The organism is Chloroherpetonaceae bacterium, assembly GCA_033763895.1.
GTDB lineage: Bacteria > Bacteroidota > Chlorobiia > Chlorobiales > Thermochlorobacteraceae > JANRJQ01.
Window position 1 is genome coordinate 266,561 of record JANRJQ010000007.1, and the last position, 25,569, is coordinate 292,129.

General features: G+C 43.5%; 24 protein-coding genes. 18 read left to right on the forward strand and 6 right to left on the reverse strand.

Annotated elements, in window-relative coordinates; all coding sequences use genetic code 11:
* The first annotated feature begins 55 nt into the window (after window positions 1–55).
* The 3 genes from SFU91_06240 (at window position 56) to SFU91_06250 (ending at window position 7,633) form a co-directional block, all read left to right on the forward strand.
* Window positions 56–4,876, forward strand: coding sequence for a PKD domain-containing protein (locus SFU91_06240; GenBank protein ID MDX2128618.1), 4,821 nt, complete (start codon window positions 56–58; stop codon window positions 4,874–4,876).
* 87 nt (window positions 4,877–4,963) lie between these two features.
* Window positions 4,964–5,428 (forward strand): nuclear transport factor 2 family protein, encoded by a 465-nt coding sequence (locus SFU91_06245; GenBank protein MDX2128619.1) that lies wholly within the window; start codon window positions 4,964–4,966, stop codon window positions 5,426–5,428.
* A 48-nt stretch (window positions 5,429–5,476) separates the two neighbouring features.
* The gene (locus SFU91_06250; GenBank protein ID MDX2128620.1) at window positions 5,477–7,633 is read left to right on the forward strand and encodes a CDC48 family AAA ATPase; all 2,157 of its coding nucleotides are present in this window, start codon (window positions 5,477–5,479) and stop codon (window positions 7,631–7,633) included.
* A gap of 316 nt (window positions 7,634–7,949) precedes the next feature.
* Here SFU91_06250 and SFU91_06255 read toward each other — a convergent pair whose 3' ends face one another.
* A complete protein-coding gene (locus tag SFU91_06255; GenBank protein MDX2128621.1) occupies window positions 7,950–8,123 on the reverse strand; it encodes a hypothetical protein in 174 nt (57 codons plus the stop codon).
* Window positions 8,124–8,336: 213 nt separating this feature from the next.
* On the opposite strand from SFU91_06255, the gene SFU91_06260 reads away from it, so the two are divergent.
* The gene (locus tag SFU91_06260; protein ID MDX2128622.1) at window positions 8,337–8,537 is read left to right on the forward strand and encodes a hypothetical protein; all 201 of its coding nucleotides are present in this window, start codon (window positions 8,337–8,339) and stop codon (window positions 8,535–8,537) included.
* Between the two features lie 164 nt (window positions 8,538–8,701).
* On the opposite strand, the gene SFU91_06265 is transcribed toward SFU91_06260, so the two are convergent.
* Window positions 8,702–8,827 (reverse strand): hypothetical protein, encoded by a 126-nt coding sequence (locus SFU91_06265; protein ID MDX2128623.1) that lies wholly within the window; start codon window positions 8,825–8,827, stop codon window positions 8,702–8,704.
* Between the two features lie 102 nt (window positions 8,828–8,929).
* Between SFU91_06265 and SFU91_06270 the strand changes: the two genes are divergently transcribed.
* The gene (locus SFU91_06270; protein MDX2128624.1) at window positions 8,930–9,400 is read left to right on the forward strand and encodes a hypothetical protein; all 471 of its coding nucleotides are present in this window, start codon (window positions 8,930–8,932) and stop codon (window positions 9,398–9,400) included.
* Window positions 9,401–9,490: 90 nt separating this feature from the next.
* On the opposite strand, the gene SFU91_06275 is transcribed toward SFU91_06270, so the two are convergent.
* The 4 genes from SFU91_06275 to SFU91_06290 form a co-directional block, all read right to left on the reverse strand.
* Window positions 9,491–9,856 (reverse strand): hypothetical protein, encoded by a 366-nt coding sequence (locus SFU91_06275; GenBank protein ID MDX2128625.1) that lies wholly within the window; start codon window positions 9,854–9,856, stop codon window positions 9,491–9,493.
* Window positions 9,857–10,439: 583 nt separating this feature from the next.
* The gene (locus SFU91_06280; protein MDX2128626.1) at window positions 10,440–12,119 is read right to left on the reverse strand and encodes a DNA methyltransferase; all 1,680 of its coding nucleotides are present in this window, start codon (window positions 12,117–12,119) and stop codon (window positions 10,440–10,442) included.
* A gap of 4 nt (window positions 12,120–12,123) precedes the next feature.
* On the reverse strand, window positions 12,124–12,411 hold the full coding sequence (locus SFU91_06285) for a hypothetical protein (protein MDX2128627.1): 288 nt from the start codon (window positions 12,409–12,411) through the stop codon (window positions 12,124–12,126).
* Window positions 12,412–12,503: 92 nt separating this feature from the next.
* Window positions 12,504–12,665 carry a hypothetical protein gene (locus SFU91_06290; GenBank protein ID MDX2128628.1) on the reverse strand — a complete coding sequence of 54 codons (162 nt, stop codon included), beginning with the start codon at window positions 12,663–12,665 and terminating at the stop codon, window positions 12,504–12,506.
* A gap of 120 nt (window positions 12,666–12,785) precedes the next feature.
* Here SFU91_06290 and SFU91_06295 point away from each other — a divergent pair, with 120 nt between their 5' ends.
* The 13 genes from SFU91_06295 to SFU91_06355 all read left to right on the forward strand — a co-directional run bounded on the left by SFU91_06295 (window position 12,786) and on the right by SFU91_06355 (window position 25,422).
* Window positions 12,786–12,965 (forward strand): hypothetical protein, encoded by a 180-nt coding sequence (locus SFU91_06295; GenBank protein ID MDX2128629.1) that lies wholly within the window; start codon window positions 12,786–12,788, stop codon window positions 12,963–12,965.
* Complete coding sequence (locus SFU91_06300) at window positions 12,962–13,204, forward strand: hypothetical protein (GenBank protein ID MDX2128630.1); 243 nt, start codon at window positions 12,962–12,964, stop codon at window positions 13,202–13,204. Before SFU91_06295 ends, SFU91_06300 begins: the two co-directional genes overlap by 4 nt.
* Window positions 13,205–13,388: 184 nt before the next feature.
* The gene (locus SFU91_06305) at window positions 13,389–14,768 is read left to right on the forward strand and encodes a GAF domain-containing sensor histidine kinase (protein ID MDX2128631.1); all 1,380 of its coding nucleotides are present in this window, start codon (window positions 13,389–13,391) and stop codon (window positions 14,766–14,768) included.
* 219 nt (window positions 14,769–14,987) lie between these two features.
* On the forward strand, window positions 14,988–16,067 hold the full coding sequence (locus SFU91_06310; protein MDX2128632.1) for a glycosyltransferase family 1 protein: 1,080 nt from the start codon (window positions 14,988–14,990) through the stop codon (window positions 16,065–16,067).
* A gap of 6 nt (window positions 16,068–16,073) precedes the next feature.
* Window positions 16,074–16,991 carry a diguanylate cyclase gene (locus SFU91_06315; protein ID MDX2128633.1) on the forward strand — a complete coding sequence of 306 codons (918 nt, stop codon included), beginning with the start codon at window positions 16,074–16,076 and terminating at the stop codon, window positions 16,989–16,991.
* A complete protein-coding gene (locus SFU91_06320; protein ID MDX2128634.1) occupies window positions 16,992–18,176 on the forward strand; it encodes a glycosyltransferase family 1 protein in 1,185 nt (394 codons plus the stop codon).
* Window positions 18,177–18,190: 14 nt separating this feature from the next.
* Window positions 18,191–19,540 carry a hypothetical protein gene (locus SFU91_06325; GenBank protein MDX2128635.1) on the forward strand — a complete coding sequence of 450 codons (1,350 nt, stop codon included), beginning with the start codon at window positions 18,191–18,193 and terminating at the stop codon, window positions 19,538–19,540.
* Window positions 19,540–20,442 (forward strand): glycosyltransferase family A protein, encoded by a 903-nt coding sequence (locus SFU91_06330; GenBank protein ID MDX2128636.1) that lies wholly within the window; start codon window positions 19,540–19,542, stop codon window positions 20,440–20,442. Before SFU91_06325 ends, SFU91_06330 begins: the two co-directional genes overlap by 1 nt.
* Complete coding sequence (locus SFU91_06335) at window positions 20,439–21,659, forward strand: glycosyltransferase (GenBank protein MDX2128637.1); 1,221 nt, start codon at window positions 20,439–20,441, stop codon at window positions 21,657–21,659. The genes SFU91_06330 and SFU91_06335 overlap by 4 nt, the downstream gene beginning before the upstream one ends.
* Window positions 21,660–21,800: 141 nt before the next feature.
* Window positions 21,801–22,415: an acyltransferase gene (locus SFU91_06340; protein MDX2128638.1), complete on the forward strand. Its 615-nt coding sequence runs from the start codon at window positions 21,801–21,803 to the stop codon at window positions 22,413–22,415.
* Window positions 22,412–23,374: a glycosyltransferase family 2 protein gene (locus tag SFU91_06345; GenBank protein ID MDX2128639.1), complete on the forward strand. Its 963-nt coding sequence runs from the start codon at window positions 22,412–22,414 to the stop codon at window positions 23,372–23,374. The genes SFU91_06340 and SFU91_06345 overlap by 4 nt, the downstream gene beginning before the upstream one ends.
* Window positions 23,371–24,606, forward strand: a complete 1,236-nt coding sequence (locus SFU91_06350) for a glycosyltransferase family 2 protein (protein MDX2128640.1) — start codon at window positions 23,371–23,373, stop codon at window positions 24,604–24,606. Before SFU91_06345 ends, SFU91_06350 begins: the two co-directional genes overlap by 4 nt.
* A gap of 117 nt (window positions 24,607–24,723) precedes the next feature.
* Complete coding sequence (locus SFU91_06355; GenBank protein ID MDX2128641.1) at window positions 24,724–25,422, forward strand: LytTR family DNA-binding domain-containing protein; 699 nt, start codon at window positions 24,724–24,726, stop codon at window positions 25,420–25,422.
* Window positions 25,423–25,569 lie beyond the last annotated feature (147 nt).

Genomic DNA, 25,569 nt, shown 5'->3' on the forward strand with positions numbered 1-25,569 from the left:
AAAAAAACGTTTAGACTTTTTGCCTTTAGGGTCTAATCAAATTCAACTGTGTCGAATGCTACGATCATCACTTTTTGTATCCCCCATAAAGAATCGTTTGCTTTTACTGCTGCTGGCTCTTCAATTTTTTGGAGTTCATGCGGCGGCACAAGAAGTGTTTATGTCGATTTCAGGCACTACCGCTTCGACCATCAGCGGCGTTGATGAACGGCAGTATGATTATTGGTTTAAGCCTTCGCAAACGGCAAACAATGCAACCATCCGCATTTTCGATGCCGGAATCTCTAAAAATTCGTTTGATGTGATTTATGGTGCAATGGATACCCGCACCACCTTCTCTTTGTATCGCTTTTCCGATTTATATGAAATTACCCCCGAAGGTGTTCGCCCGAAACCCGATTCGCTTGTAAAAGCTTCACCTTTGAAAGTATTAACTGTTGCCGATGAACAACAATATCGAAACCGATGGGCTGAATTTTCACGAATTTCCAAAGGCGATTCTCCCGAGGGTTTCATTGTTCGTGCCTCCACGAAAGATGGGGGAAATGATGTCAACGCCTTTCGAATTATTTCAACAGAAGCAAACAGCCTTTCTGCTCAAAGCCCAAATTGGAGATTAGTTACCATCAATCTTTCTGTGGCTTTAATCGAACTTCCCAATACCTTTGAAGCCCAATTTCTCCCCTATACCGAAGGGTATTCTGAATACCCAAAGCCGACAACCTTTGCGGTGGTTGGTGAAGAAGGCGCGATTGTAACACTCAAGGATGAATTTGGAAAAAATGCTTCACCAAAAAATCCGGGTGATTTCTGGATCCCTGAAGTTTCGGGCGAAAAGAACCGCTGGGGGCTTTCAATATCTAAATCAAAAGTCAATAATCACCTTTCAATTTTAAGCACCTCCGGCTTTCCAATGCTTTGGGAATTCACGCCAAAGCTTTTTAAGGTACAAAGTGAACCGCCTCTCCGTGTTATAGAATTGCCGGGGAAAGAATGTAATGAAGTTCGATTTCAAATTGCGCCGGAAACTAAACGCGGTATCGGAAATGCCGTCCCGATTTGGGTTTTTGATGCTGAAAAACGCACCGGCGATTCCACTGAATTTTCCTTTAAAGAGTCTGGAGATTATAATGTGAGCATATGGATTCCCTCATCAGGAATTTATTTCCCTAAGTATTGGGTTCGCAAGTTTACCACGCATGTCAATGCACCTCCGAAATCAGTCATCAGCGTTTCTAAAAACATTTTATCTCCAAATGAATCGTTGCTTTTTACTTCCGAACGCTCCTATGACCCCGAAGGAAAGCCGCTCCGTTTTATTTGGACAGTTGATGGCGTGCCTCGTGGCAACAGCTCTGAATTCCGTTTTCAAACATCCATCCCCGGGAAATATGCAATTGGATTAACCGTTGTCGATGATGCCAAAAATTCTTCGTGTATTACCAACACCTCTACTGCCGAGGTCGTTGTTAACTCTCAGCCCTTTACTGAAATTGAATTTCCGGCAGAATTCGCACGAAAGGAAACGCAAACCTTTTCTGCTAAAAATGCCTATGACCCTGATAATCATCCGCTCAATTATTTGTGGAGCGGTAAAGGGGTTGACCCGCAAAACAATAGCTCTTCGCAAGCCGATGTTTATCATGAAGAGCACGGCTATTATGACGCCGCCCTCACCGTTGATGATGGTACAGGAACACTGAATGCAACTTATACAAAATCGGTTCGATACCGTGTCAATGCCGAGCCGTTACCCAAGTTCACTCTTACCGAGCTTGCTGCACCGAATGATAAAATTGTGATTTCCGCTTCGGCCACCACCGATGCCGATGACCGCAATCTCATCTACACTTGGGAAGTCTCCGACGGGCGAGATTTTGAAGGCCGTGACATTTCGCTCACCTTTACAAGCCCCGGCGATTATACCGTTGAGCTTTCTGTTGATGATGGTCATAATGTCTCAAATTCAATTCAATCCCTCACCAAAAATATTCATATTAACTTTCCGCCTGTTCCGGTGATTACGGCTGAATCTCAATCAACTTCCGCCAAGCAAGAATTCTCTGCCTCTGAAACTGTAGATAAAGATGATGAAACACTCCGCTACACTTGGGATTTTGGCGATGGGACGCGCGGCGAAGGAATGGATGTCACGCATTTATACCAGCGCAACGGCACTTTCAAGGTCACGCTGACCGTTGACGACGGCCGCAGACAAACCAACAGCGTGCAACGCATTTCACATGAAATCGAAATCCTTCGATACCCGATTGCAGAATTTACGATTCCTGATTTTGGCGAGCCCGGCAAACCCGTTCAAGTGGATGCAAGCCGAAGCTACGCACCAAGCGGGGATATTGAATCCATTACTTGGTATATCGATGGCGTTCAAGTGGCTGATGGAAAAACCGCCTTACTCACCATCACCGAACCCGGCGATCATACGATCACGGTTGTGGTAAAGGATAACACCGGTTTTGAAGATGCCAAAAGCTCAAAAAGCAAAATGGTGCACATCAACTATCCACCCACGCCTGAATTCACGGTGTCTTCTGAAGTATTTGCACCAAAAGACTTGATTTCATTTGATGCCTCTTCTTCAAGCGATAATGAAGGTCGCATCAAAGCCTATATGTGGCGGTTTTCCGATGGCACGGTGCTTAATGGCCCAAAAGTGAAAAAATCGTTCAACAAAAGCGGAATCGTAGAATTCACTTTAACGGTGGATGATGGAAGTGGCTTCAATAATAGCATTCAACAAAAATCGGGAAGGGTGCTTGTCAATAGTACCCCAATCTTAGTGAGTCAATCGTATATCAAAACCAATTCAAGCCGCATCTTGCTTGATGCCTCGCGAAGTTATGATATTGATAACCACGCCATTAATTTTGAATGGGTATTGCCAAACGGCGAAAAACGCAGTGGTGCCTCGTTCTTTTGGGATGCTCCTTCCGGCGGCGTTCATTTTGTTTCTTTAAACATTGATGACGGTCAAGGCCTTTCCAATAGCCGTGTTCGCGAAACCATTAAAATTGTGATCAATCGCCCGCCCGTAGCCATTGTCGATTCCCTTGTCACCGCTTGTACAGGCCAAACAATTCTCTTCAGCGGCTCTCGCTGTTTTGACCCAGATGCCGACGCGTTGAAACTTACTTGGGATTTTGGTGATGGCACACAATCTTCCGAAACCAATCCTGCAAAAACATACAAGTTACCCGGGCAATATTCTGTCAAAATTTTCATTTCAGATGGCTTTGCAGACCAACCAACCTTGGCCGTGATTCCCGTGAAAATCGGTGGTTCACCCATTGCCATTCAACGCTTTACCGATACCACCGTTTGTGTTCAAAGCTTGATTACTTTTGATGGAAGCCTCAGTTTTTACCCCGGAGGCACAATCGGCTCTTATGCGTGGGATTTCGGCGACGGTGAAACGGCGCTCGGCAAAACCGTTCAACATCTTTATTCAAAACCCGGAAAGTATAGTGTGGTGCTTACAGTCATTGGGGAAAATGCGCTCACCGGCACAAGCCGTTGCAGCCGCATCAGCCAAACCAATGCCACGGTTTATGTGGTTTCTGGTCCTGTAGCAGAGATTGCAATAAATTCGTGGGTTGCACCCGGCGATACACTGATGATGGATTCTAGCCCCTCGCAATCGGGTGATGGAAAAATTGTTAGTATAGAATGGATTATCGGGGCAGATACCAATTCAACAGCGTATGATTCCCTCGCCACGGCTCCTATCAAAAAGCAAGGTGAAAAAATTGAGCATATTTTTAAAAAACCGGGCATTTACCCTGTAACTTTGTTTATTGCTTCAAACGCGACAACCAATTGCAGAACTTCAAGCATTACCAAATATGTAAGGGTGAATTATGCGCCTGTGATTGTTTGGCGTTTACCGAAATCGATACCGCTTGGAGAGCCGCTCATTTTAGATGCGAGCCAATCAAAAGACCCCGACGGCATCATTATGGGTTTTGAATGGAAATTAGATGGGCGTGTCATTGGCACAACCCCCATTTTGCAGTACACCATTACCGCTCCGGGCAATCATACCATTGAATTGAAAGTCTATGACGATTCGCCCACCCGCTCAAAATCAAGTGTGGTGTCGAATACAATTTATGTCAATGCCCCTTCTCGACCCGAGATGATTGTTCCTTCGCCCATTTATGCGCAAGAAACCGTGCCGTTACGAATTAAAACAAGCACTCGGCAAAAAGCCACGTCTTACGCTTGGCTTGTCAATAATACACCCGTGACCGATAGCACTTACCAATTCCCTGCCGGGCGGCATATCATCACTTTAATTTCTGATGATGGCCTTGGTCTTTCCAATTCAATCGATTCTGTTCGTCAGGAAGTGTTTGTCACACCTGCGCCTCTGCTTGAAGCGTCATTGCCGCGCTATCTTAATAAAGGCGCGAAGCTTTCATTCAAAAAGTATTCACGCGAACGCTTTTCAGGCTTTGTGAATGACGATAAACTTGACTCGGTTTACATTGCCAAAGAAGTTGGCGAAGTTTCCATCACCTTAGGTTGGAAACCCAAAACCGAAATTTTAGCCACTCGCGTTTATTCAGCAACGGTGTTCGATTCACTTTCATTCACCGAATCACCTGAAACGCTTGTTCTCACTTGGAACCCAGCGAATCCATCAACGCTTGTTTCCGCACCAAAAATCAACCGCGTTGGCAATTGGAATGTGAGTTACAAGTGGTTTAATTCTGCCAAAAAACTTGTGGGATATGGCAAAATGGCCGAAGTACCGCTGCTGAAAGGCCTAAACACATTTACTGTTGAAGCCACTGAACAAGGCGTTTTTGGAAGTGTGAAATCGCGCGCGGTTGTGAAAGTAAAAACTGAATAATTCGCTGACATCAAAAGTTAAGATTCCATATTTTTGGCGGCGAAAGTCACCACTATTTTTAATGGGTAGATTTAATAGGTAGATGAAATGAAACCAACTTGCACATTCACCGCTTATTCCCTGTTCGTGGCAATTATTTGTGGCTTCGCTCTCAGCAGCTGCACCAATCCGCCCCAATCTCAGGAAACCATAAAAGCAGAGATTAAAAAGGCTGAAAATAACTTTCGCGATGAGATGCGAATTTTGGGTGCTGCCGGCGCATTCTTTAAGTACGCTGCGCCTGATGCCGTGATTAAACGCGAAAACGACACACTCATTCGCGGCGCAGAATCTATTAAAGCCTATTATTCACAACCATTTTATCACAATGCAACGGCCGATTGGGAACCCGAGTTCATTGAGGTATCTCCCGATGGAAATCTCGCTTATACCTATGGTCGTTATGAATGGACCGTCAAGCGCGATTCCCTCCCAACCCTTCAATTCAATGGCGTTTTTCATACCGTGTGGCGCAGAATGCCAAACGGCGAATGGAAATATGTGTGGGATTAATTGCTTAGACATATTTAACCGGATTTAAAGATTCATCATTAAACATTTATGACAAACGACAACCTCATTTCTCCGCCTGCAACTCTGAGTTTAAAGATTAAAGAAGGATTACAAAAAGATGTTGGTCGTTCAATTGCGAGGCTCGACCCCGCCGATATGAATTCACTTGGACTTGTGGGAGGCGACATCATTGAAATATTAGGCAAATCAAAAGCACTTGCGAAAGTGATGCCCGTTTATGCCGATGACCGCGGCAAATCCATCATTCAACTTGATGGCATCTTGCGCGAAAACTGCGGCGCCGGACTTGATGAAAAAGTGAAAATCTCCAAAGCCGCGATTCAACCGGCAGAGATGATTTTGCTCGAACCGCTCAGCGGCACGCTTCGTACCGAAAATGACATTCGCTACATTTCTTCGCTCTTGGATTCCATCCCCGCCATTAAAGGCAATCGGCTTCGCACCGTATTCTTTGGTGTAAAACCTTCAGAATTTCGTGTGCTTGATACCGAACCGAAGGGCGCGGTGATTATTTCTTCCTCGACACAATTCAAACTTTCACAATCCAGTTCACCTGCTGCAAGTGAGCGAAGCCAAGGCATTACTTATGAAGATATTGGCGGCTTGGGCAATCAAATTCAGCGCATACGCGAAATGATTGAACTCCCGCTTCGCTACCCCGAACTCTTTGAACGCTTAGGGATTCGTGCGCCAAAGGGCGTGTTACTTTTCGGGCCACCCGGTACAGGGAAAACCCTCATTGCTCGTGCCGTTGCCAACGAAACTTCCGCATTCTTCACAAGCATTTCAGGCCCTGAAATTATGGGCAAACTTTATGGCGAATCGGAACAAAAACTTCGCGCGGTATTTGAAGAAGCCGGGCGAAAGGCACCAAGCATCATCTTCATTGATGAAATTGATTCGATTGCGCCAAAGCGCGAAGATATGGGCAGCGAAAAGCAAGTGGAAAAACGCGTTGTGGCGCAGCTTTTGGCCTTAATGGATGGGCTTGCTTCACGCGGACAAGTGATTGTGATTGGTGCAACCAATTTGCCCAATGCCATCGACCCCGCGCTTCGTCGCCCGGGCCGATTCGATCGTGAAATCTCCATTCCCATTCCCGATCAGCGCGGCAGACTTGAAATCTTGGGCATTCATACTCGTGGAATGCCGCTTTCTCAAGAGGTTTCGCTTGAACGCCTTTCGGAAATCACGCACGGCTTTGTCGGTGCCGACCTTGAAGCGCTTGGCCGCGAAGCCGCAATGGCTGCAATACGCGGCATCTTGCCTGAAATTGATTTTGCCAAAAAGGAAATTCCTTTTGAAACCCTTGCGAATCTCTCGGTCACGATGGATCACTTTCGCGATGCCTTGCGTGATGTAGAGCCTTCGGCGATTCGTGAGTTTTTTGTGGAAGTGCCGAATGTCCATTGGGAGGATGTCGGTGGGCTTGAGACGGTTAAGCAAGAATTGGTGGAAGCGATTGAATATCCCACGCGCTTTAAGGAAGTCTTTCAGTCGATTGGTGCAAAACCGCCAAAAGGCATTTTACTTTCCGGCCCACCGGGCACAGGGAAAACCTTGCTTGCAAAGGCCGCAGCAAGCCAATCGGGCATTAATTTTATTTCTGTGAAAGCGGCGGAATTGCTTTCACGCTTTTTGGGTGAGCCGGAGCGAAGCCTTCGCGAAATCTTCAAAACGGCGAAGCATGCCGCGCCTTGCCTCATCTTCTTCGACGAAATCGACGCGCTTTTGCCCAAACGCAGTGGCAGCGATAACAGCACGAGCGATCGGCTTGTGGCGCAATTTTTAACCGAAATGGATGGCATTGAGGAACTTGTGGGCGTGGTGGTACTCGCCGCGACAAACCGCCCCGATATGCTCGATGTTGCCGTGCTTCGCAGCGGGCGCTTTGATCTCTCGCTTGAACTGTCGCTTCCCACAGAAAAAGATCGGGAACAGATTTTTGATATTCACCTTCGCGGCAAAACACTCGGCAAAAGCCTGCTAACCGAAAACACATTCCTTTTGAAAGACTTGGCGAAGAAAACCGAAGGATTCACAGGCGCAGATATTGAATTCATTTGCCGCAAAGCCACAATGCTCGCCGTGCGCGAATGCTTGGCAGAAAACCATCCCACCGCCACTTTGGAAGAACGCCATCTCCATCAAGCAATTGCAGAAAAGCAACGCGGAAAGAATTAAGAGAAAAAAGATGTCATTCCCGCAAGTCGCTTCAGCGACGCGTCGGGAATCCTGCACGCCACAAAATTTGGTGGTTGAGCCTGTCGAAACCACCGTGTCGTGAACCTTAAAAACTAAAGGAGTCATTTCGAGCGCAGCGAGAAATCTCAGACCCTCCGTACGCTACACCTTGAGGTGGCCACGACCTGTCGAAACTACTGTCTGAACTATGATTTATGGGATTAAAATGATTAACAGGATTAAGACTGTCATTCCGGCAAGCGAAGCGCGTCCGGAATCCTGCACGCCCTTTATTTGAATGAGTCATTTCGAGGCTTTAATGATGCTCGTCAAGCTCGCGGAGAGAAATCTCAGACCTTCCGCACACCAGAGATTTCTCCCTCCGCTTCGCTTCGTTCGAAATGACCAAAAACGGGACAATATAAAAGGTGGTTGAGCCTGCGCCGTACTGAGCTTGTCGAAGTGTCGAAACCACCGTGTCGTGAACCACACATTAACTGCATGTCATTTCGAGGCGTTAGTTTGCTCGTCAAGCTCGCAGCGAGAAATCTCAGACCTTCCGTATGCTACACCTTGAGGTGGCACTTCCTGCGCTGAACTGAAATTTACGGAGCGTGAAGGATTCAAATCATTGAGCCTCTTGAAGTCTTGTATAAAAAACATAAATTCTAAAAGAATACACAATCAAATTTACCGGACGCTTATGCTACAGCCGCAATTCACTTTAAAAGAAAAAATCATTCAAGCCCTTTCTGCACTGCCTGCTGATATGACATCAGACGAAGCTATTGAACAGATCCTTTTGATTGATAAAATTGAAAAGGGATTAAAAGCCAAAGCGGAAGGAAAAACAACAAGTCATTCTGAAGCCAAAGACCGCGTTTTGAATCAATGGCAACAATAAAATGGACAGAACCTTCTCTGAACTAATTACGACACTTTCCACTACTTTTTTGAAACCCTTTCATCCTTTGTGCACTTTGCGGATTTTCTCCGTGTTCTCTGTGTTTTGGAATTACAAACACAAAAGGCACTAAGAAAGAACACAAAGGACACAGAGAAATAAAATCAATAGGTCATTCCGGCAAGCGAAGCGCGCCCGGAATCCTGCACATGATAAATGAGATTGTTGAGCATATCGCAACCACCGTCTGAACTATGATTTATAGGATTTAAAGATTGATTATGATTCAAAATGGGTTATTAATGAGGCAAATAATTCCAATAAATTATTTAACAGGGTGTTTGATAATGAAATATTTAGTATTTTATTATTTATAAAAATCAATTAAATGTATGTCAATACTCAAATATCTCTTCATGAATGTAAAGAAAACAATCACTTTACAACTAAAAGATATTTATCCTTGTGACTTATTTTCTAATGAAAATGAGCTTGTCAAAATAATACCTTCAGAATATAAAAATAAAACAGTCGGAAACTCGGGCATAATTATTGACCTCACAAAAAATTCCTTATTTTTTTATTTTGATAATTTTATTTACTCATCTTCCATTAATGACATCAAAATGTTGAGCATTTTATTAACCGGAAATGACCCTGACCGAGGGAACAGATGCACTTTTAGCAAATTAATTCTTTATAAAAATAATGACAGTTATTTAGAATTGTTCTCGGGCGCACTTGAATTTGATTATAGATTGTCTGAACTAAAAAATATTCTAAATACTTGCGACATTCAGTTAAAAATTGAGGATAACCCAAGCGATACTGATTATTTAATTCATGATCAAGGTATGGTTTAATCCAAATTAATTCTATTAAAATTCAAAAACCGCCACAACTCGGCGGTTTTTTTATTTAATTATCCTCTTTGCATGAAAGAACAAATCAATTTACTCCGCTTTTTTGGTGCTGCGTGCCGGGCGTTTCCGCTCCGATTTCTTTTTGAGCCCTACCGCCTGCACTTCATTGGAATTTGCCCCGTACTGCGCCACGATTTGCTGCCGCATACCCAAAATGGCATCGTAAAAAGCCCATTCGCGCTGCACGGCATTGTCGCGGGCGGTGTCGAAGGCGGCTTTCGCTTGCGTTTCGGCGGCTTCGGCGGCAATCATGTCGTCGTAGGCGCGTTGCAAGGCGCTCATTTCGAACGCGGGATTCGCGGGTTTATAACCCGTGATGGCTTTTAGCGCATTGAAGGCTTCTTTGGATGTTGCAAGTTGATCAACAGCAGGACGACTTCTTGTTCTCGTAATCATTTGTGGTATTTGATTATAATTATTTGAAAGTTAAGCGAGAGTTGGTGATTGCTCTCATTACAAGAAACAAAGCAAATTGAAAATTGTCAAGCGCGAATCGCCAAACACTCACAAATCATCGCTAAACACTCAAATTTCATCGCCAAACGCTCTATTTTCTCCGATTTTATGCTTTATAAATGGTGTTTATTGAGTGATTACGCTTTTTAATCGAATTCAAGTGTCGTTCTTCCTTTTTTGAGTGTTTGCTTTGCTAAGGTGTAGCCACTTTTTAGTTATTTGAGGCAGTAAAATCAAAAAGTAGTGCTGTGCTTTTGATTAGCAGCGAGGTGCTTTCGATGAGCGGAGCATAAATATCGAAAAGCGGCGCAGTGCTTTTGATTAGCAGTTTGGTGCTTTCGTAAAGCGGAGTGAATCTTTCAAATAGCAGTGCAGTGCTTTTAATTAGCTGCGCGGTGATTTTGATTAGCAGTGAAGTGCTTTCGATTAGCTGTGCTAATCATTCAAAAAGCAGCAGAATGCTATTAAAGGACAATAGAATGTTTTCGAGGTTTATTAAGAAAATTATAAATTTCAGTTTGAATTATTCTTTTGTCACCACCCCATTAACTTTCAATCGAATCACTTCAAGGCTTTCAAGCCCATCGTTATCGAACGCTTTCACAGCAACAATATGACTGCCAGCCTTAAATTTTGCCGTCTGAACGCCTTCTTTATCCATTAACACTTCGGGCTTAAAGTGGTTTTTTTCGCTATCGAAATTCCAATCCCACGCATAAAATTCGATGCCGGATTCTGAATTGGCAACGGCGCGAAATTCGATTTCCCGAAGCCCCTTTTTATCGGCGCCTTTATCTTCAAACGATACTTGCAAGGTTGGTTTTTTGGCGATAGGAATAATCTCGCTAACAGATACCAATTTAATTATTGCATTTTCATCATTTTTAATCCGCGCCGCTTCTTGAATGGCGCCTTTGCCAAAACTAAACGCGATGATATAACCAACAGGTTTTCTTTCATGAATATTTCTCTCGAAAGCAACTTTATCGTATTGCTTTGCCGAAACAAAGAAATTTTTAATCACATTCACCCCAATATCATCAGAGCGTTTGACTTGAATCGGCGCATTGTCTTTGCTTTTTCCATCGATGCCTTTATCGCCGCCTTTTTTTGCATTGGGCGTACCGCCAAATTGGGTAATAATCCAACTTTCAAATTCAAAGGCATCTTTATACCGAAGTGTATCGTAGTCGTATTTATGCAGTTGAATGGCGTAGGGTTTTGAGAATAAATCTTGTTGATTGGCTAAGCGCAATTCCGTTACTTTTATGGCGGCTACCGATTGGTCTATTCCTATCCAATGTCGGTTTAATTTATCGGCAACAACCACCGTTGTACCCCCACCGACAAAAGGGTCAAGCACGGTATCGCCCTCGTTGCTTGCCATTTGAATAATGCGCTCTAATAATTTTATGGGTTTTTGGGTAGGGTAGCCGATTCTTTCAAAAGATTGAAATTGAACATTTGGTATATCTGTCCAAACATCTCCCACCAGCGTCCCTTTATCTTCATCTAAATATCTCTTAAATGCTAATCTTCCATTTTTATCGACTGGAAACCATATTAAACCATTTTCATCCCATTCTTTCATTTTTTCAATTGTACAGCGCCATCCGTTTTTTGGCGGTTTGTATCCTTTGTATTCATACAATCCGTTTTTATTTACCCTACTCGGGTTTGCTAAATTATCTAATCGAAATCTTCCTTTATCATCATATTTATTGTAGGCCTTTTCTAAATACTCAATATTATAATCACCATAAATTGGGTTATAATTAAAATTTGAAGTTTTAGAGTAAAACCATATAGTATCTTTAAGGACTGGAAGTTTCTTTTTCGCATCGTTATGAGTAGTTGTTCGTTGCCAAATTACTTCACCTCTAAAATTCTCTTCCTTAAAAATTCTATTCATTATAAAAATTTTTATTTCTGCATTTGCATGCCAATCGCAATGGAGGAAGATGGAGCCGGTGGGTTTGAGCAGGCGGTGCATTTCCTCGACGCGTTCTTTCAGCCACGCGATGTATTGGTCAATGCCGCCGCTCCAACGGTCTTGGAAACTGCGGACTTCCCCTTCATCGCCCCAAATAATTTCATAGTTTCGGTTTGAGAAGAAGGGAGGGTCTAAGTAAATCAGGTCGATGCTGTTTGAAGGTAGTTTTTTCAAGACTTCAAGGCAGTCGCCGAGGATGAGTTGGTTCATTGGGTTATATTTTTCGATTTAAAAATTCAGGTATATGATAATAAACGGTCAGCAATTCTTCAATAAGTTCATTTGAAAACAAATTAAACTCCAGTTCATTTCTTAATACATTTTGGTGAACTAAGGTATTATATCTATTTGAATGATCAATAAAAGAATAAAATGTATCCCAATCAGATGGATGTAAACGATTCACCCTTTTTTTCCATAGTGTTGGAGCATTCAGAAACTCATCAAATTTTTTTCTTGCAGATGGAAGTAATTTTGATCTGTACTTTAAATTCTTTCTCATACTTTTTTAGTGCATAAGCTCTACATATTAATTCAGTTTAATTGATCAATAAAGGGTATTGCTTTTCATTTCAATTCGAATAGTTGCATAAATTATTGAATATGGAGGTTTTCTCGCTTTAGCCACGTGGTTTCGACAGCCCGTGGCCACCTCATTGTGTTGTTTGCGGAGAGTCTGAGATTTCTCGCTGCGCTCGAAATGACTTCTTCAGGTTTTGTGGGATGCGACGCGGTGGTTTCGACAAGCTCAACCACCTTTTATATTGTCCCATTTTTGGTCATTTCGAACGAAGCGAAGCGGAGTGAGAAATCTCTGATGTGCGGAGTGTCTGAGATTTCTCGCTGCGAGCTTGACGAGCAAACTAATGCCTCGAAATGACTTCTTCAGGTTTTGTGGGAAGCGACGCGGTGGTTTCGACAAGCTCAACCACCTTTTATATTGTCCCATTTTTGGTCATTTCGAACGAAGCGAAGCGGAGTGAGAAATCTCTGGTGTGCGGAGTGTCTGAGATTTTTCGCTGCGAGCTTGACGAGCAAACTAACGCCTCGAAATGACTTCTTCAGGTTTTGTGGGAAGCGACGCGGTGGTTTCGACAAGCTCAACCACCTTATTTTGTTCCGTGCAGGATTCCGGACAAGCCGGTATGACATGCCTTTATTTGGTGCGTGCGGAGAGTCTGAGATTTCTCGCTACGCTCGAAATGACATATTCAATTGATGGGATTGCAACACGGTGGTTTCGACAAGCTCAACCACCTCAATTTGGTGCGTGCAGGATTCCGCAGCGAGCTTGACGAGCCTATTACCGCTTCGAAATGACAAAAGAGGGAGTCATTCCAACGAAAAATAATTTCCTTTTGAACCCAAGATGTTCTAATTTCTTACAAGTCTCTCTCACACCCATTGAAAAAGGAAATAAAAACGAGCGACGAGAAGCTTTACGAAAGCTGGATTTCTAATCATTTATTTTGATTTCCGATGAGTAAACCGTACGAATTTTCGGCTGAGCTGCAGCTTTATAAAAAACAGTACGATTCCCTGCTTGAACTTTCGCGTTCACCCGCGATTGATAGCGGCGACTCCGAACTCGCCTTCCGCGAAATTGTTTGGACTGCCGCCGCAACCTTGCAATGCGAGCGCGCTTCCATTTGGCTCTACAACGATTCGCGCGATGCCATCACGTGCGTTTGCCTTTACTCACGAAAACAAAAAGAATTTTCATTCGGCGAAATTTTGCATGCTGCCGATTTCCCCGCCTATTTTCAATATCTCAACGAAGAACGCTTCCTTTCCGCCTCCGATACCTATAACGACCCCGCGACATTGGAATTCAAAAACGGGTATTTGGAAGAGCATGACATCCGCTCAATGCTTGACGCCCCGATTCGGCTTGATGGGAATATGATTGGCGTGCTGTGTCATGAACACTGCGGGGAAATACGGGAGTGGTCGATTGTTGAGCAAAGCTATGCCGGCGTGCTTTCGGAAATGGTTTCGCGGGCTATCCAAGCCAAGAATCGCGAAAAGGCGCAGCGCGAGCTTAAGATTGTCAATGAAAATCTTGAACGCATCATTCACAATAAAACCAACCACTTAGAGGCCGCTCTGCAAAGCTCGGAAGAAAAGCTGATTCGGCTTCAGCAGTTGAACCGCGATAAAAATCAAATGATGGGAATGGTGGTGCATGACTTGAAAAATCCGCTCACGGCCGTCACACTTTACGCCGATTCCATTTTAATGAGCAACCCCACCCGCGAGCAAGCTCAGTATGCGCATTTGATTCAAGATATCGTCACCCGAATGACGAAAACCATTGAAGGCTTTCTTCAAAGTATGGAAAGTGATTCGGGTAGAATCTCTCTGAGAAAGCGACCGATTGATATGGCGCAGCTGATTATGCTGGTTGTTTCGATGAATGAAGAACAGGCCAAGCGCAAGGAACAATCAATATCGCTTGAATTGGAAGATGGATGCCTTGCCAATGTGGATGAAGATAAAATGTGCGAAGTGCTGGATAATCTGGTTTCCAACGCCATAAAATATTCGGAGCGAGGCAAAGAGATTCGAATCGTGGTGAAGCGTGTGGAGTATCCTAATCCAAAGCCGCAATTTCTTTCAAGCGTGGTTGTGGCAGTATCGGATAAAGGTCAAGGGTTTTCGGAAGATGATAAACACAATCTTTTTGGATCATTTCAACGGCTTTCTTCAACCCCGACGGCCGGAGAGAGCGCTTCGGGCTTGGGGCTTTCAATTGCAAAGCAATTGGTAGAATTGCATGAGGGGAAAATATGGGTTCACTCCGATGGCAAAGATAAGGGCGCAACTTTTTATGTGGAACTGCCGGCGGCTGAGAATTAAAGTATTCATAAGCAGTATTGATAAAGCATATCCTCCTTTCATCCTGCCAAAAGAAATCATCAACAGGCTGCTTCTGAGCATCCCCTTTCAATCTTATTCAGTTTCAATCGTACCTTTTCATCGTTTCATCGAGTAATAAGGCGTGTTTATCGAAGCGGCTCAGCTTGGCGCGCCGATTGATTCTAAGTTTGCATACTTATTTAATCAACTTAGAATTCGATGAATTTCAATCACATTTCATGCCAATCCTTTCACTCCGGCATCGGTCGATACAGTTTTGAATTGGCATTGGCTTTAAGAGAAAAGAATGAAGATACTTTCCTCTATAAACTGAAATCGTTACCCGACCCGCTCGCTGCGTTTGATTGGGTGCGAAGCATCCCGTTCCGTTCGTTTCGCAATCTGCATCCTTATCTCTTGCCGCTCTTTATCGAACGCGGCATCGCACAGGCGCAAGGGCTTTTGCATGCGCATTGGTTTCTTTCGGGGCTCTCGATTCTTAATCGCAAAGCGCCAAAGGTGGTAACGATGCACGATGTCTCGCTCCTTCATATTCCTGAGAAAAACAAGCTGTTTGAATCTTATTACCGAAGCGCGTTAGAGGCGTTTCGGCGAAAGCAAATCCCGCTCATTGTGGTATCAGAATCGGCTAAGCGCGATACGCTTAAATTTGCGCGTTACCCTGAGCATTTGGTTCACGCGGTTCATAATGGAATTAATCATCACCAATTTTATCCGATTGAAAATAGCCGCGCCAATCGTGAGGCAAGCGGGAAATTCACCCTGATTTATTCCGGTGGATTGGGTGTGAGGAAAAATCTTGGACAGTTGTTACGTGCCTTTTTTCATATTGAAAAGGAATTCCCCGAAGCACGGCTGAAAATTGCCGGTGCCTTCCCTGAACGGACAGACTACCCACGCCTTGCGATGTCGCTTGGGCTCAAGAATGTTGAGTTTACGGGCTACATCCCCGAGTCAGAAATGAATGCCTTCTATAACAGCGGCGATCTCTTTGTTTATCCGTCACTTTATGAAGGCTTTGGCTTTGCGCCTCTTGAAGCAATGGCGGCCGGCGTTCCGGTACTCTCTTCCTTTAAGGGGGCACTCAGCGAAACACTTGAACACGCCGCATTCCCGCTCGGACAAAGCGTTGAGGACGCCGTCGATAAAATGACCTTTTTGATTCAGAACCCGTCATTCAGGCAAACACTCACCGAAAGGGGCTTGGCAAGAGCTAAGGAATTCAGTTGGGAAAAAACCGCACAAGAAACAATGAAAGTTTATTCACAAACCTATTAAAGACTTATGAAAATTCTCTTAGTTGATGATGATCAATTTGCAATCAGCTTGTTTAAGAAGTTCCTCGAAAAGGAATCATTTGAAGTGGTAACTGCATTTTCATCAAAGGATGCACTTGACATATTGGCAATCGAAGAAATCGATGTGGTTATTACGGATTGGATGATGCCCGAAATGGATGGATACGAACTAACGAAAGCCATTCGGGAGCAACAAGCGAATCGATATGTTTTCATCATTATGATTAGTGCACGAGGCGGTAAATGGCGCTACATCGAAGCGATGGAATCGGGCGTCGATGATTTTATTTCAAAACCGCTTGATGGGGATGAAGTGCTTGCCAAGTTAAGAACGGCCAAGCGAATGCTGGCTTATCAATCAGTTCTTTATGAGCGATCGATTACCGATAAGCTCACCGGACTTTCGAACCGATCCAAATTTTACGAATTCTTTCAGAAAGAATGGCGAAGGCTTGCAAGAAACGCGTCCCCACTTTCGCTCTTGATGATTGATGTGGATCATTTCAAAAAGTATAATGATACCTACGGTCATCTTGCTGGTGATAAAGCGCTGCAAGAAGTTTCTTCGGTCTTAAAGCACGCCAGCCAACGCGTAACCGACCTTGCGGCACGGCTGGGCGGAGAGGAATTTGCAATCATTTACTCGAACACCGATTTGAACACCGCGCATCGATATGCCGAAAGTATTCGTACGGCGGTATCAAATTTAAGGATAAGGAATGAAGGCGTTTCGCCCGATCACTACTTGAGTGTCAGTATCGGGATTTTCAGTTTAAGCGTTACGCCATCTGAATCTATGGATACTTTCATTGAATTTGCTGATAAAGCACTGTATCAAGCAAAGTCTCGCGGGCGAAATCAAATATGCCTTTATCCCAATCTTGTTCAGGAGGGGCTTGTTTAAATGCCAATCGAATTGATTTCTTGCCAACATCGCTCGTGTGGAATCGGCAGATATAGCGAGGAGCTTTCACAAGCTTTTATCAGAATTGGGGCTTCATTAACCTTAAGCCGCAAAGGAAAAGGCGATACCAATCACATTCGAAACTACCGTTATCGCTCGTTTGGCGGGCTTCGGCACTATATCGCTCCGTATTACTTGGCGGCAGATATTGCGAAACGAAAGCATCACTTGAACTTGAATGAAACGGTGTATCATGCCGACTATGTCGATGCGGCATTTGCATACAGTATCGCGGGAGTGAAGAATGCGCCGCTCATCACCACTGTTCACGATGCGATTCCCTTCATTTACTCAAGCTCGCAAGCGGCTTTCTATAACTATTTGATACAATTGAAGCGTGCTGCGACGATTTCAAAAAAATTGATTGTGGTTTCGGAGCAATCGCGGGAAGATTTGATTCGCTTAGCAAAAATTCCGGTGGAGAAAATCGCTGTGATTCCGAATGGAATCAACCATAATCAATTTTTTCCTGATGCAGTTAAAACGGCGAATGAACGCTTTACGGTGCGTTACATCGGCGGGCTTTCGAAGCATAAGAATGTTGACTTGGTTCTAAAAACAGCGAAGGTGATTGAATCGCGTGGGCTTGAGATTGACTTTGAAATTGGCGGCGGTTTCCCCGAAAAAACAAACCTTCCGAGCCTTGCGCATCACATCGGTCTCAAGCGGCTTCGCTTTACCGGGTATATCTCTGATGGTGAACTTCGCAATTTCTATGCAAAAGCTGATGTCTTCATTTTCCCAAGTTTATATGAGGGGTTTGGGTTTCCGCCCTTAGAAGCGATGGCATCGGGAACGGCGGTGATATCGAGTAACCGCGGGTCGCTCAATGAAATCTTAAAAGGCGGGGCAATCGTAACTGAGCCAAATGAGTTCATTTTTGCGGATCGGATTGAAGAGCTTTATCGAAATAAGCCGCTCCGCGAAAAGCTGCGCCAAAAAGGGATTCAACGCGCAAAAGCATTCACTTGGGAAAAATGTGCGGAAGAAACGCAATCCATTTACCAAGACATCATTCCGAGCTTCGCCCGATATCAAACCCCATTCAACGAGCAAAAGACCGCACTTATCGATAAAACGGCTTCGTACGCGAATTCAGAACCGATATTTGAAAAATTCGATTAAACAATTAAAGTTCTGTGAACATACCATTTCGCAATATCCTTTGGGCAATCTTTAACAATGCTTTCGAAATCATCTTAGGTTTTGGAACGCTGGCTTTTGTGACTCAACATTACACAGCCTCTGAATCGGGCTCGTGGGTCGTGTTTACAGCGCTTACTTTTTTAATCACAAAAATTCGAGAAGGCATGCTTAGCCCCTCGCTTATTCGTGATTCAGCCGAAAATCGACTTGAAAAGGAAAACAGACTGCCTCTTTATCGCCTATTCATTGTGCTATTTGAATTGGCCCTGACTGGCCTCATGCTTTTGGGTTCGATTTTTGTTAAAGATGCCGCACTAAAATCGCTCATGCAATGGTATGGCGTTTTAGGACCGCTTGCTGCGTTTTTCAGATTTCGGATTCAGTTATTTCAATTGAAAAAGCAGTTTGATTGGGTTTTTGTGACGAATGTATCCTTTATCGTTCTTTATGCCGGTGGGCTTTTTCTTATATCAACTCAGCCTCGCGCGCTTTATCATTTGCTCTTCATTCACTCGGCTTCACTCCTGTTAAGCCTTGGCGGTTTCGCGGTTTTCAATGGATATCAATCGAAAGTAAGAGAAAAGCATAAAGCCAAATCAGTATCAATTTGGGAAATGCTTGTGGCTATGAGGCAAATCATAAGTTTTGGAAAAGAAGGTGCGTTGAAAGAGATTTCAGGCACACTTGCCAATCGGATTGGCGTATTTTTATCGGCATCGATTCTCACCCTTGCGGAAACAGCGTTGATTGGTCTATCGCAGCGATATGTTCAGTTGGTTCAATTTCCAAACTCTGCTCTACAAACGATTGTGCTTTCTGAGCTTCTGGAAACAATGAAATCAGGCCGTTCCATTCAATTGTCACTTCATTTATGGATCAGCCGAATCACGGCCGTGAATCTCATTGCCCTTCCCTTTTTCATCGTGTCCATTGCCCTTGCAGTTCCCTTGATTCACGGGTCTGCATTTTCAGGCGCTATTCCACTTGTCATCGGTGGTTCAATTTTAGCGGGCGTTATAAGCCCAATCGGGAATGCGTTTGGCAGCGCGATGATGCTTCTTGGAAAGCCTGAAGAAGCGGCAAGATTGGTTTATCAAAGCAGCGCTTTCACAATCCTCTTCTCTTTAATCGGGATGTTGTTTTTCGGGATGTATGGGGTTCTCTTGGGCGCATTTCTTGCGGAGATAATTGGCCTTATACACATGAGAAAAATTTTCATTCAAGAGCTCTCTTTGAAACTTGAAGATGCTGCAATTGAGAGCATCGTTTCACTGAAAGAATTACTTCCCTTAGTTCAAAAGAAACTTACAACCAATTTTATTAAACCTGATTTCAGACTGTGATGAAACCGATTATTTCCGTCGTGATTCCAACTTACAACCGCGCCGAGTCTTTATTAGACTTGCTACAAACGCTGCAAGGTCAATCGTTACCAAATTCCGATTATGAAGTAATTGTCGTTAGTGATGGCAGTACCGATGGTACGGCGCGGGTTGTCAGGGCGATGCAGCGCATTATGACGAACCTTGCATTTTTTGAGCAAGCCAATTCCGGCCCTGCCGCAGCAAGAAATAACGGCGTCTTGCAGGCGAAAGGAAAGTTTATCGCTTTTACTGATGACGACTGTTTAGCCTCGAGAGATTGGCTCAAGGAAATTGTTAAAACCTTAGAAACAAAACCCATTATCGGTATCCAAGGGAAAACGACAACCTACAAAGAAGAAAAGACGCCGCTCACTCATCAAATTGAAAATCACTTTGGGCATCCTGCGCTTCCCACTTGCAATGCGGCATTTCATAAATGGGCATTTCAAGCTGTTGGTGGGTTTGATACCTCGTTTCCTTTTGCTCACAATGAAGATGCGGATCTTGCGTGGCGAATTCAAGCCTTAGGGGAAATTTCATTTGAGCCGAGTGTTCACATTATTCATCCTCCTCGCAAAGAAGCGTTTTCAAAATTGGCAAAGCGGATGCGGATTTTAGAAAGTGAATTTTTGCTCTTCTATAAAAATCAAAAGTTGTATCAAACGCATCGAACCAGTAGTCCGTGGGTAACGATTTATAAAGAGGTTTTCTTGATTCATTTGTTCAGACATTTGAAATCGCACTTCAAATACGTTGCTCGTCCAAGACTATTTTTTCAAGGCGTGGCTTTAAATGTGGTTTGGTGGATTTCGCTGATCAAGTTATTTCCAAAGTTTCGAAAGGCAGAACTGAAATATCAATCTCATTACAAATCATCATGAAAACACCGATTGTCATGCACGCCTTACCGCGTTGGGACGGGCCTTATGCCTCCACAAGTTGTCAAATGGCGAAAGTCCTTTCGCAAGATCGATTGGTGTTTTATGTCGATAATCCCTTTACGCTAAAAGACCGACTGAAGCAGAACGCTCAGATAAAACGCCGTTTGAAAATATGGAAAGGCGAGGCTCCGCCATTCTTGACTCCCTTTCCGGAATTCAAAAACTTTATTGCCATTTCGCCGCCCGTGATTTTTCCAATTAATGCATTGCCAAGCGGATTGATTTATAATGCAATGCGCACCTTTTATGAAAAAGCCATTTGGCGCGTGATTGATGAGACCTTAGAACACTATCAAGTTGAACAGTTTCATTATGTCAATTCCTTTCTTCCTCAATTTTCACACATCCATAGCACTAAACAAGTCGTGCGAAAATTTTATCACTGTGTTGATTTGATTGAAGGAGAAAACTATATCGCCCGACACGGTGTAAAGGCAGAGGCGGATTTTGCATGTGTTGCCGATGCCACCATTTCAACCTCACGTGCCCTACAAGAGCGAATGAGCAGATATAATAAGCATTCATGCTTTGTGCCAAATGCCGCCGATTTTTCACTTTTCTCAAAAACCACATCAACAGCAATTCCGGAAGATTTGGAATCGATAAAAGGCGTGAAAATTATTTATTCAGGGAATATCGGTCTTCGGCTTGACTATGCAATGATCTACGAAGCCGCAACCCTTGAACCGACTTGGAATTTCGTTTTTATTGGCCCCATTGATCAAGCGAAGTTTTCCGGAGAAAAATTATACACACTTTCCAATGTCCATTTTCTTGGTTCAAAACCTTATGAGGCGCTCCCTACGTATCTCTCCCACGCCGATGTTTGCTTGATTCCTTTTGAAAAAAGTGAATTGACGAAATACATCTACCCCTTAAAAATCAATGAGTATTTGGCCACAGGAAAGCCTGTAGTTAGCACTTCATTTGCCAATCTCAGCGACTTTGAGTCGGTGATTTATCAAGCGAATTCAGCAACGGAATTGATTAAAGCTGTATCTAATGCCTTAAGTGAAAATTCAAATGAGAAAATTGAGGCAAGAAAAAAAGTCGCTGAAAGTAATACTTGGGAAGAACGCGCAAAAGCCTTTGACGCCATACTTGATATGCCAAAAGCACATTTTTCAAAAGCAGTGCTGAACTCTACTACTTTATAATTCTCTCTCCCTTCTACTCTTCATTCGTTTCGTTTATCTCCCGCATCATCCGTTTCATCGACATTTATCGCCCCTTCATCGTTCTCTTCCCCTTTCGCCTCAAAGGATGGTATAGTTTTGTGTCAACTAAACTTATCAACGATGAAACTTAAATACTATTTGAATCAACATCCGGCCATTAAGCAATGGGTTCACCGACTTCTGGTGAAACCCAATGAGGCAAGGCCGAGCCTTATTTCGCGGCTGATTGTGAATCCTCTTTTCCATCGCATTTCAAGAGAAGCAACTATTCGAAGCTCAGTGCGCCGAGATCTTTTCCCATTCAATCCATTCAGCATCGGGAGAAAATCCATCATCGAAGATTTTGCCACCGTTAATAACGGGGTTGGAGAGGTTCGTATTGGTGAAGGTTCTCGCGTGGGAATCGGGAATGTTCTCATAGGCCCAGTTGAAATAGGGAATAATTGCATCCTAGCACAGCATGTGGTGATTTCAGGCTTGAATCACGGGTATGAATCGCCTGAGATTCCCATCAAATTGCAAGCAGTAAAAACGAATAAAATCACAATCGAGGATGATTGCTGGATTGGAGCGAATGTGAGTATTGCAGCAGGGGTTACCATTGGCAAACACTCTGTTGTTGGAGCGGGAAGCACTGTTACGAAATCAATTCCACCGCTTCATGTTGCAGTTGGAAATCCCGCAAGGCTTATTAAACGCTATGATGACTCACGAAAGGAGTGGGTGAAATTATGATCACTAACACGATTCCTTCCTCACTTGAAGCGCCGAAGGTCTCGGTGATTATTGTCAATTACCGAACCCCAAAGTTGCTGCTTGAAGCCATACGAAGCGTCATGAATACCGTTCGCAATCGTTTTGAAATTATTGCTGTTGATAATGCGAGCGGCGATAATACGGCTACCCTTGTTCGGGAGCAGTTTCCATTGGTTCACATGATACAAAGCTCGGTGAATGTGGGATTCGCGGCAGGCAATAATCTTGCAATGCCTTTTGCGAGGGGAGAATACATTTTTTTCTTAAACCCTGATACCATTGTGCATGAAGGGAGTATTGACACGCTTATCGCGTATTTGGACTCTCATCTAAAAGTTGGGCTCGTTTCGCCGAAATTATTGAATGCGGATGGAAGCTTGCAGCGCTCAATCAATAGATTTTATTCTTTTTTTGGAACACTCTTCGATAACCGAATCGCTTCTCAATTCTTAAAAACCGATGCATTTGAAGATCATGATACCATAAGGGAAATCGATTGGGCAAAAGGCGCTGCGTTAATGATTCGGCATTCAATCCTTAAAGAAATTGGAAGCTTTGATGAACAATTTTGGATTTATGCCGAGGAAATCGATCTCTGCTATCGAATCAAAAAGGCCGGATGGGCAAATGTTTACCTCCCTTCAGCAGTAATCACGCACCTTGAAAAGCAAAGCTCCAAACAGCACCGTGCTGAAATGTTCATTCAAAATTATAAAAGCTTTTATCTCTTTCTCCGGAAGCATTACTCCACACTTGACTTTACACTTTATCGGCTACGCTCGATCATCGGAATTTTCTTTTGGCTTACAATTTATTGGATTCAGTCGCTGAGGGGTAATGACAGTGCTCGAAAATCGCTCGATACATACCGCACCTTGTTTCAATGGCATCTGAATCTTTCTCAAAATCTTTCTCAAAAAACACTTGCACCTCGATGAACAACGATTTCTTTATCATTCTTTTTGCTGCGCTCTTTGGGCTTGTCTTTTATACCTATCTCGGTTATGGCCTTCTACTGTATGTTGTTGTAAGAGTGAAGCGGCTTGCGAAGTACCTTTATTATCAATTCTCTCCAAGAATGAATGCGCCGACTTCTGGGAATTTGATGTCTGATAGGCTTGCTTATACGCCACGCATGACAATGATTATCGCTGCTTATAATGAAAGCTCGGTAATTGAAGAGAAGCTCAGAAATACTTTTGCACTTCGATATCCGCTTTCCAATCTTTCTGTCATTGTTGTTACAGATGGCTCTACTGATGAAACACCAAAATTGGTGAAACGATATGCGGGAGCAACGCTCTTGCATCAAGACCGTCGTGAAGGGAAAAGCGCCGCATTAAACCGTGCAATGAGCTTTGTGACAACGTCTATTGTCGTTTTCAGCGATGCGAATTCGATGCTGAATGACGATGCGTTGCTTGAGCTTGCACAAGCTTATGAAGACCCCGGAGTCGGCGCAGTTTCGGGGGAAAAGCGAATAGCCAGTAGCGAGAAATCGGGGGCAAGCAGTGCCGGTGAAGGGATTTATTGGAAGTATGAATCACTTCTTAAAAAGTGGGATGCTGAGCTCTACTCATTGGTTGGCGCTGCGGGCGAACTCTTTTCAATTCGCACAGAGCTTTTTCATCCGATTCCGAATGACACTTTGCTCGATGATTTTATGATCTCAATGCAGATTGCCAAATGTGGTTACAAAATTGCGTATGTACCGAAAGCGTATGCACTTGAAACAGCCTCAGAGAACATTCGTGAAGAATTTAAACGAAAGGTGAGAATCTCAACGGGTGGGGTTCAATCAATTCTTCGTTTGGCAGACTTTCTAAACCCATTCGAAGCCCCAAAACTATGGTGGCAGTTCATTTCTCATCGGATGCTTCGATGGAGTTTAACGCCCTTTGCACTTTTTCTTCTCTTTCCGATGAATCTTTATCTCATGTTAAGTGAAGGATTAATTTTTAAGGCGCTTTTGATTTTGCAATGTGGCTTTTATCTCTTGGGTTTGTTAGGCTATCTCTTTGAAAAGAGGAAGCTTCGGTTTAAGCCGTTTTTCATCCCATTTTACTTCCTTGTGATGAACTATGCGGTGGTGCTTGGTTGGTTTCGATATTTTCGTAAATCTCAAAGCGTTTTGTGGGAGCGCTCGGCGCGTGAAGTATTGCTCACTTAATGTGAATTTCTCTGCTAACTTTGCTTCATTGAATATTTATTCGATAAGAAAAGATAAAAGACGATCTGAAACAGGTCGTCTTTTTTGTAACTTATAAGAACGATCAATCAATCTTCTATGGCTATTCGCTGTATCGTCATTGATGACGACGACATCTTTCGCAAGGTTCTTGTTAAGGCCATTCAAAAGCTCGACGCTTTGAATTTGGTTCAGGAATTTGATAATCCGCTTGATGCCATCAATTTTCTTTCGAAAGAGAAAGTAGAATTGATTTTTAGCGATGTCGAAATGCCTGAAATGTCGGGGCTTGATTTTATTAGCAGCCTTTCATACAAACCGAAGATTATTCTCATCACCGCCCACGAAAACTATGCCGTCAAAGCCTTTGACTACGAAGTCACCGACTATCTTGTCAAACCCTTTCAATACCCACGATTTCTTAAAGCCATTGATCGAGTCAAGGCAGAATTAGAGTCTGAAAAGGAACAGGCGTCAAACCCAAGTGACTCGCAATATCTTTTTGTTAAAAAGAAAGATGCAATGATTAAAGTCGATTTTCGTGACATCTTATGGATTGAAGCGGATACCGATTATATGGTGATTCAAACAGAATCGGAAAGTTTTATGATGCTTTCAACAATGAAAGCGTTGGAATCAAAGTTGAGCGCTGAATTTATGCGGGTTCATCGCTCGTTTATTGTCAGGCTTGATAAAATCAATGCAATTCAAGATTCTACCATTATTATCAACCGCAAGGTTATCCCAATCTCTGATTCTTACTGGCCTCTTTTAAAGGCGCGTTTGAAAATGACTTAAGCCGCCGTTTGCATTTTCCCCTTATTTTTCTTCTCTTGCAAAACCCCAATTCGTTGAATACTTCTATCACTTAGCGAGGTCATCACGAAGTGCTTCTTCTTCATTCCACCGTCAATTTCTTACACCAAATCTTTTTTATCGGCTGAC

What these genes read in the sequence shown, in the direction of transcription:
- SFU91_06240 (MDX2128618.1), top strand. Translation starts at nt 56, where the DNA reads ATGCTACGATCATCACTTTTTGTATCCCCCATAAAGAATCGTTTGCTT.
- SFU91_06245 (MDX2128619.1), top strand. Translation starts at nt 4,964, where the DNA reads ATGAAACCAACTTGCACATTCACCGCTTATTCCCTGTTCGTGGCAATT.
- SFU91_06250 (MDX2128620.1), top strand. Translation starts at nt 5,477, where the DNA reads ATGACAAACGACAACCTCATTTCTCCGCCTGCAACTCTGAGTTTAAAG.
- SFU91_06260 (MDX2128622.1), top strand. Translation starts at nt 8,337, where the DNA reads ATGCTACAGCCGCAATTCACTTTAAAAGAAAAAATCATTCAAGCCCTT.
- SFU91_06270 (MDX2128624.1), top strand. Translation starts at nt 8,930, where the DNA reads ATGTCAATACTCAAATATCTCTTCATGAATGTAAAGAAAACAATCACT.
- SFU91_06275 (MDX2128625.1), bottom strand. Translation starts at nt 9,856, where the DNA reads ATGATTACGAGAACAAGAAGTCGTCCTGCTGTTGATCAACTTGCAACA.
- SFU91_06280 (MDX2128626.1), bottom strand. Translation starts at nt 12,119, where the DNA reads ATGAACCAACTCATCCTCGGCGACTGCCTTGAAGTCTTGAAAAAACTA.
- SFU91_06285 (MDX2128627.1), bottom strand. Translation starts at nt 12,411, where the DNA reads ATGAGAAAGAATTTAAAGTACAGATCAAAATTACTTCCATCTGCAAGA.
- SFU91_06295 (MDX2128629.1), top strand. Translation starts at nt 12,786, where the DNA reads ATGACTTCTTCAGGTTTTGTGGGAAGCGACGCGGTGGTTTCGACAAGC.
- SFU91_06300 (MDX2128630.1), top strand. Translation starts at nt 12,962, where the DNA reads ATGACTTCTTCAGGTTTTGTGGGAAGCGACGCGGTGGTTTCGACAAGC.
- SFU91_06305 (MDX2128631.1), top strand. Translation starts at nt 13,389, where the DNA reads ATGAGTAAACCGTACGAATTTTCGGCTGAGCTGCAGCTTTATAAAAAA.
- SFU91_06310 (MDX2128632.1), top strand. Translation starts at nt 14,988, where the DNA reads ATGAATTTCAATCACATTTCATGCCAATCCTTTCACTCCGGCATCGGT.
- SFU91_06315 (MDX2128633.1), top strand. Translation starts at nt 16,074, where the DNA reads ATGAAAATTCTCTTAGTTGATGATGATCAATTTGCAATCAGCTTGTTT.
- SFU91_06320 (MDX2128634.1), top strand. Translation starts at nt 16,992, where the DNA reads ATGCCAATCGAATTGATTTCTTGCCAACATCGCTCGTGTGGAATCGGC.
- SFU91_06330 (MDX2128636.1), top strand. Translation starts at nt 19,540, where the DNA reads ATGAAACCGATTATTTCCGTCGTGATTCCAACTTACAACCGCGCCGAG.
- SFU91_06335 (MDX2128637.1), top strand. Translation starts at nt 20,439, where the DNA reads ATGAAAACACCGATTGTCATGCACGCCTTACCGCGTTGGGACGGGCCT.
- SFU91_06340 (MDX2128638.1), top strand. Translation starts at nt 21,801, where the DNA reads ATGAAACTTAAATACTATTTGAATCAACATCCGGCCATTAAGCAATGG.
- SFU91_06345 (MDX2128639.1), top strand. Translation starts at nt 22,412, where the DNA reads ATGATCACTAACACGATTCCTTCCTCACTTGAAGCGCCGAAGGTCTCG.
- SFU91_06350 (MDX2128640.1), top strand. Translation starts at nt 23,371, where the DNA reads ATGAACAACGATTTCTTTATCATTCTTTTTGCTGCGCTCTTTGGGCTT.
- SFU91_06355 (MDX2128641.1), top strand. Translation starts at nt 24,724, where the DNA reads ATGGCTATTCGCTGTATCGTCATTGATGACGACGACATCTTTCGCAAG.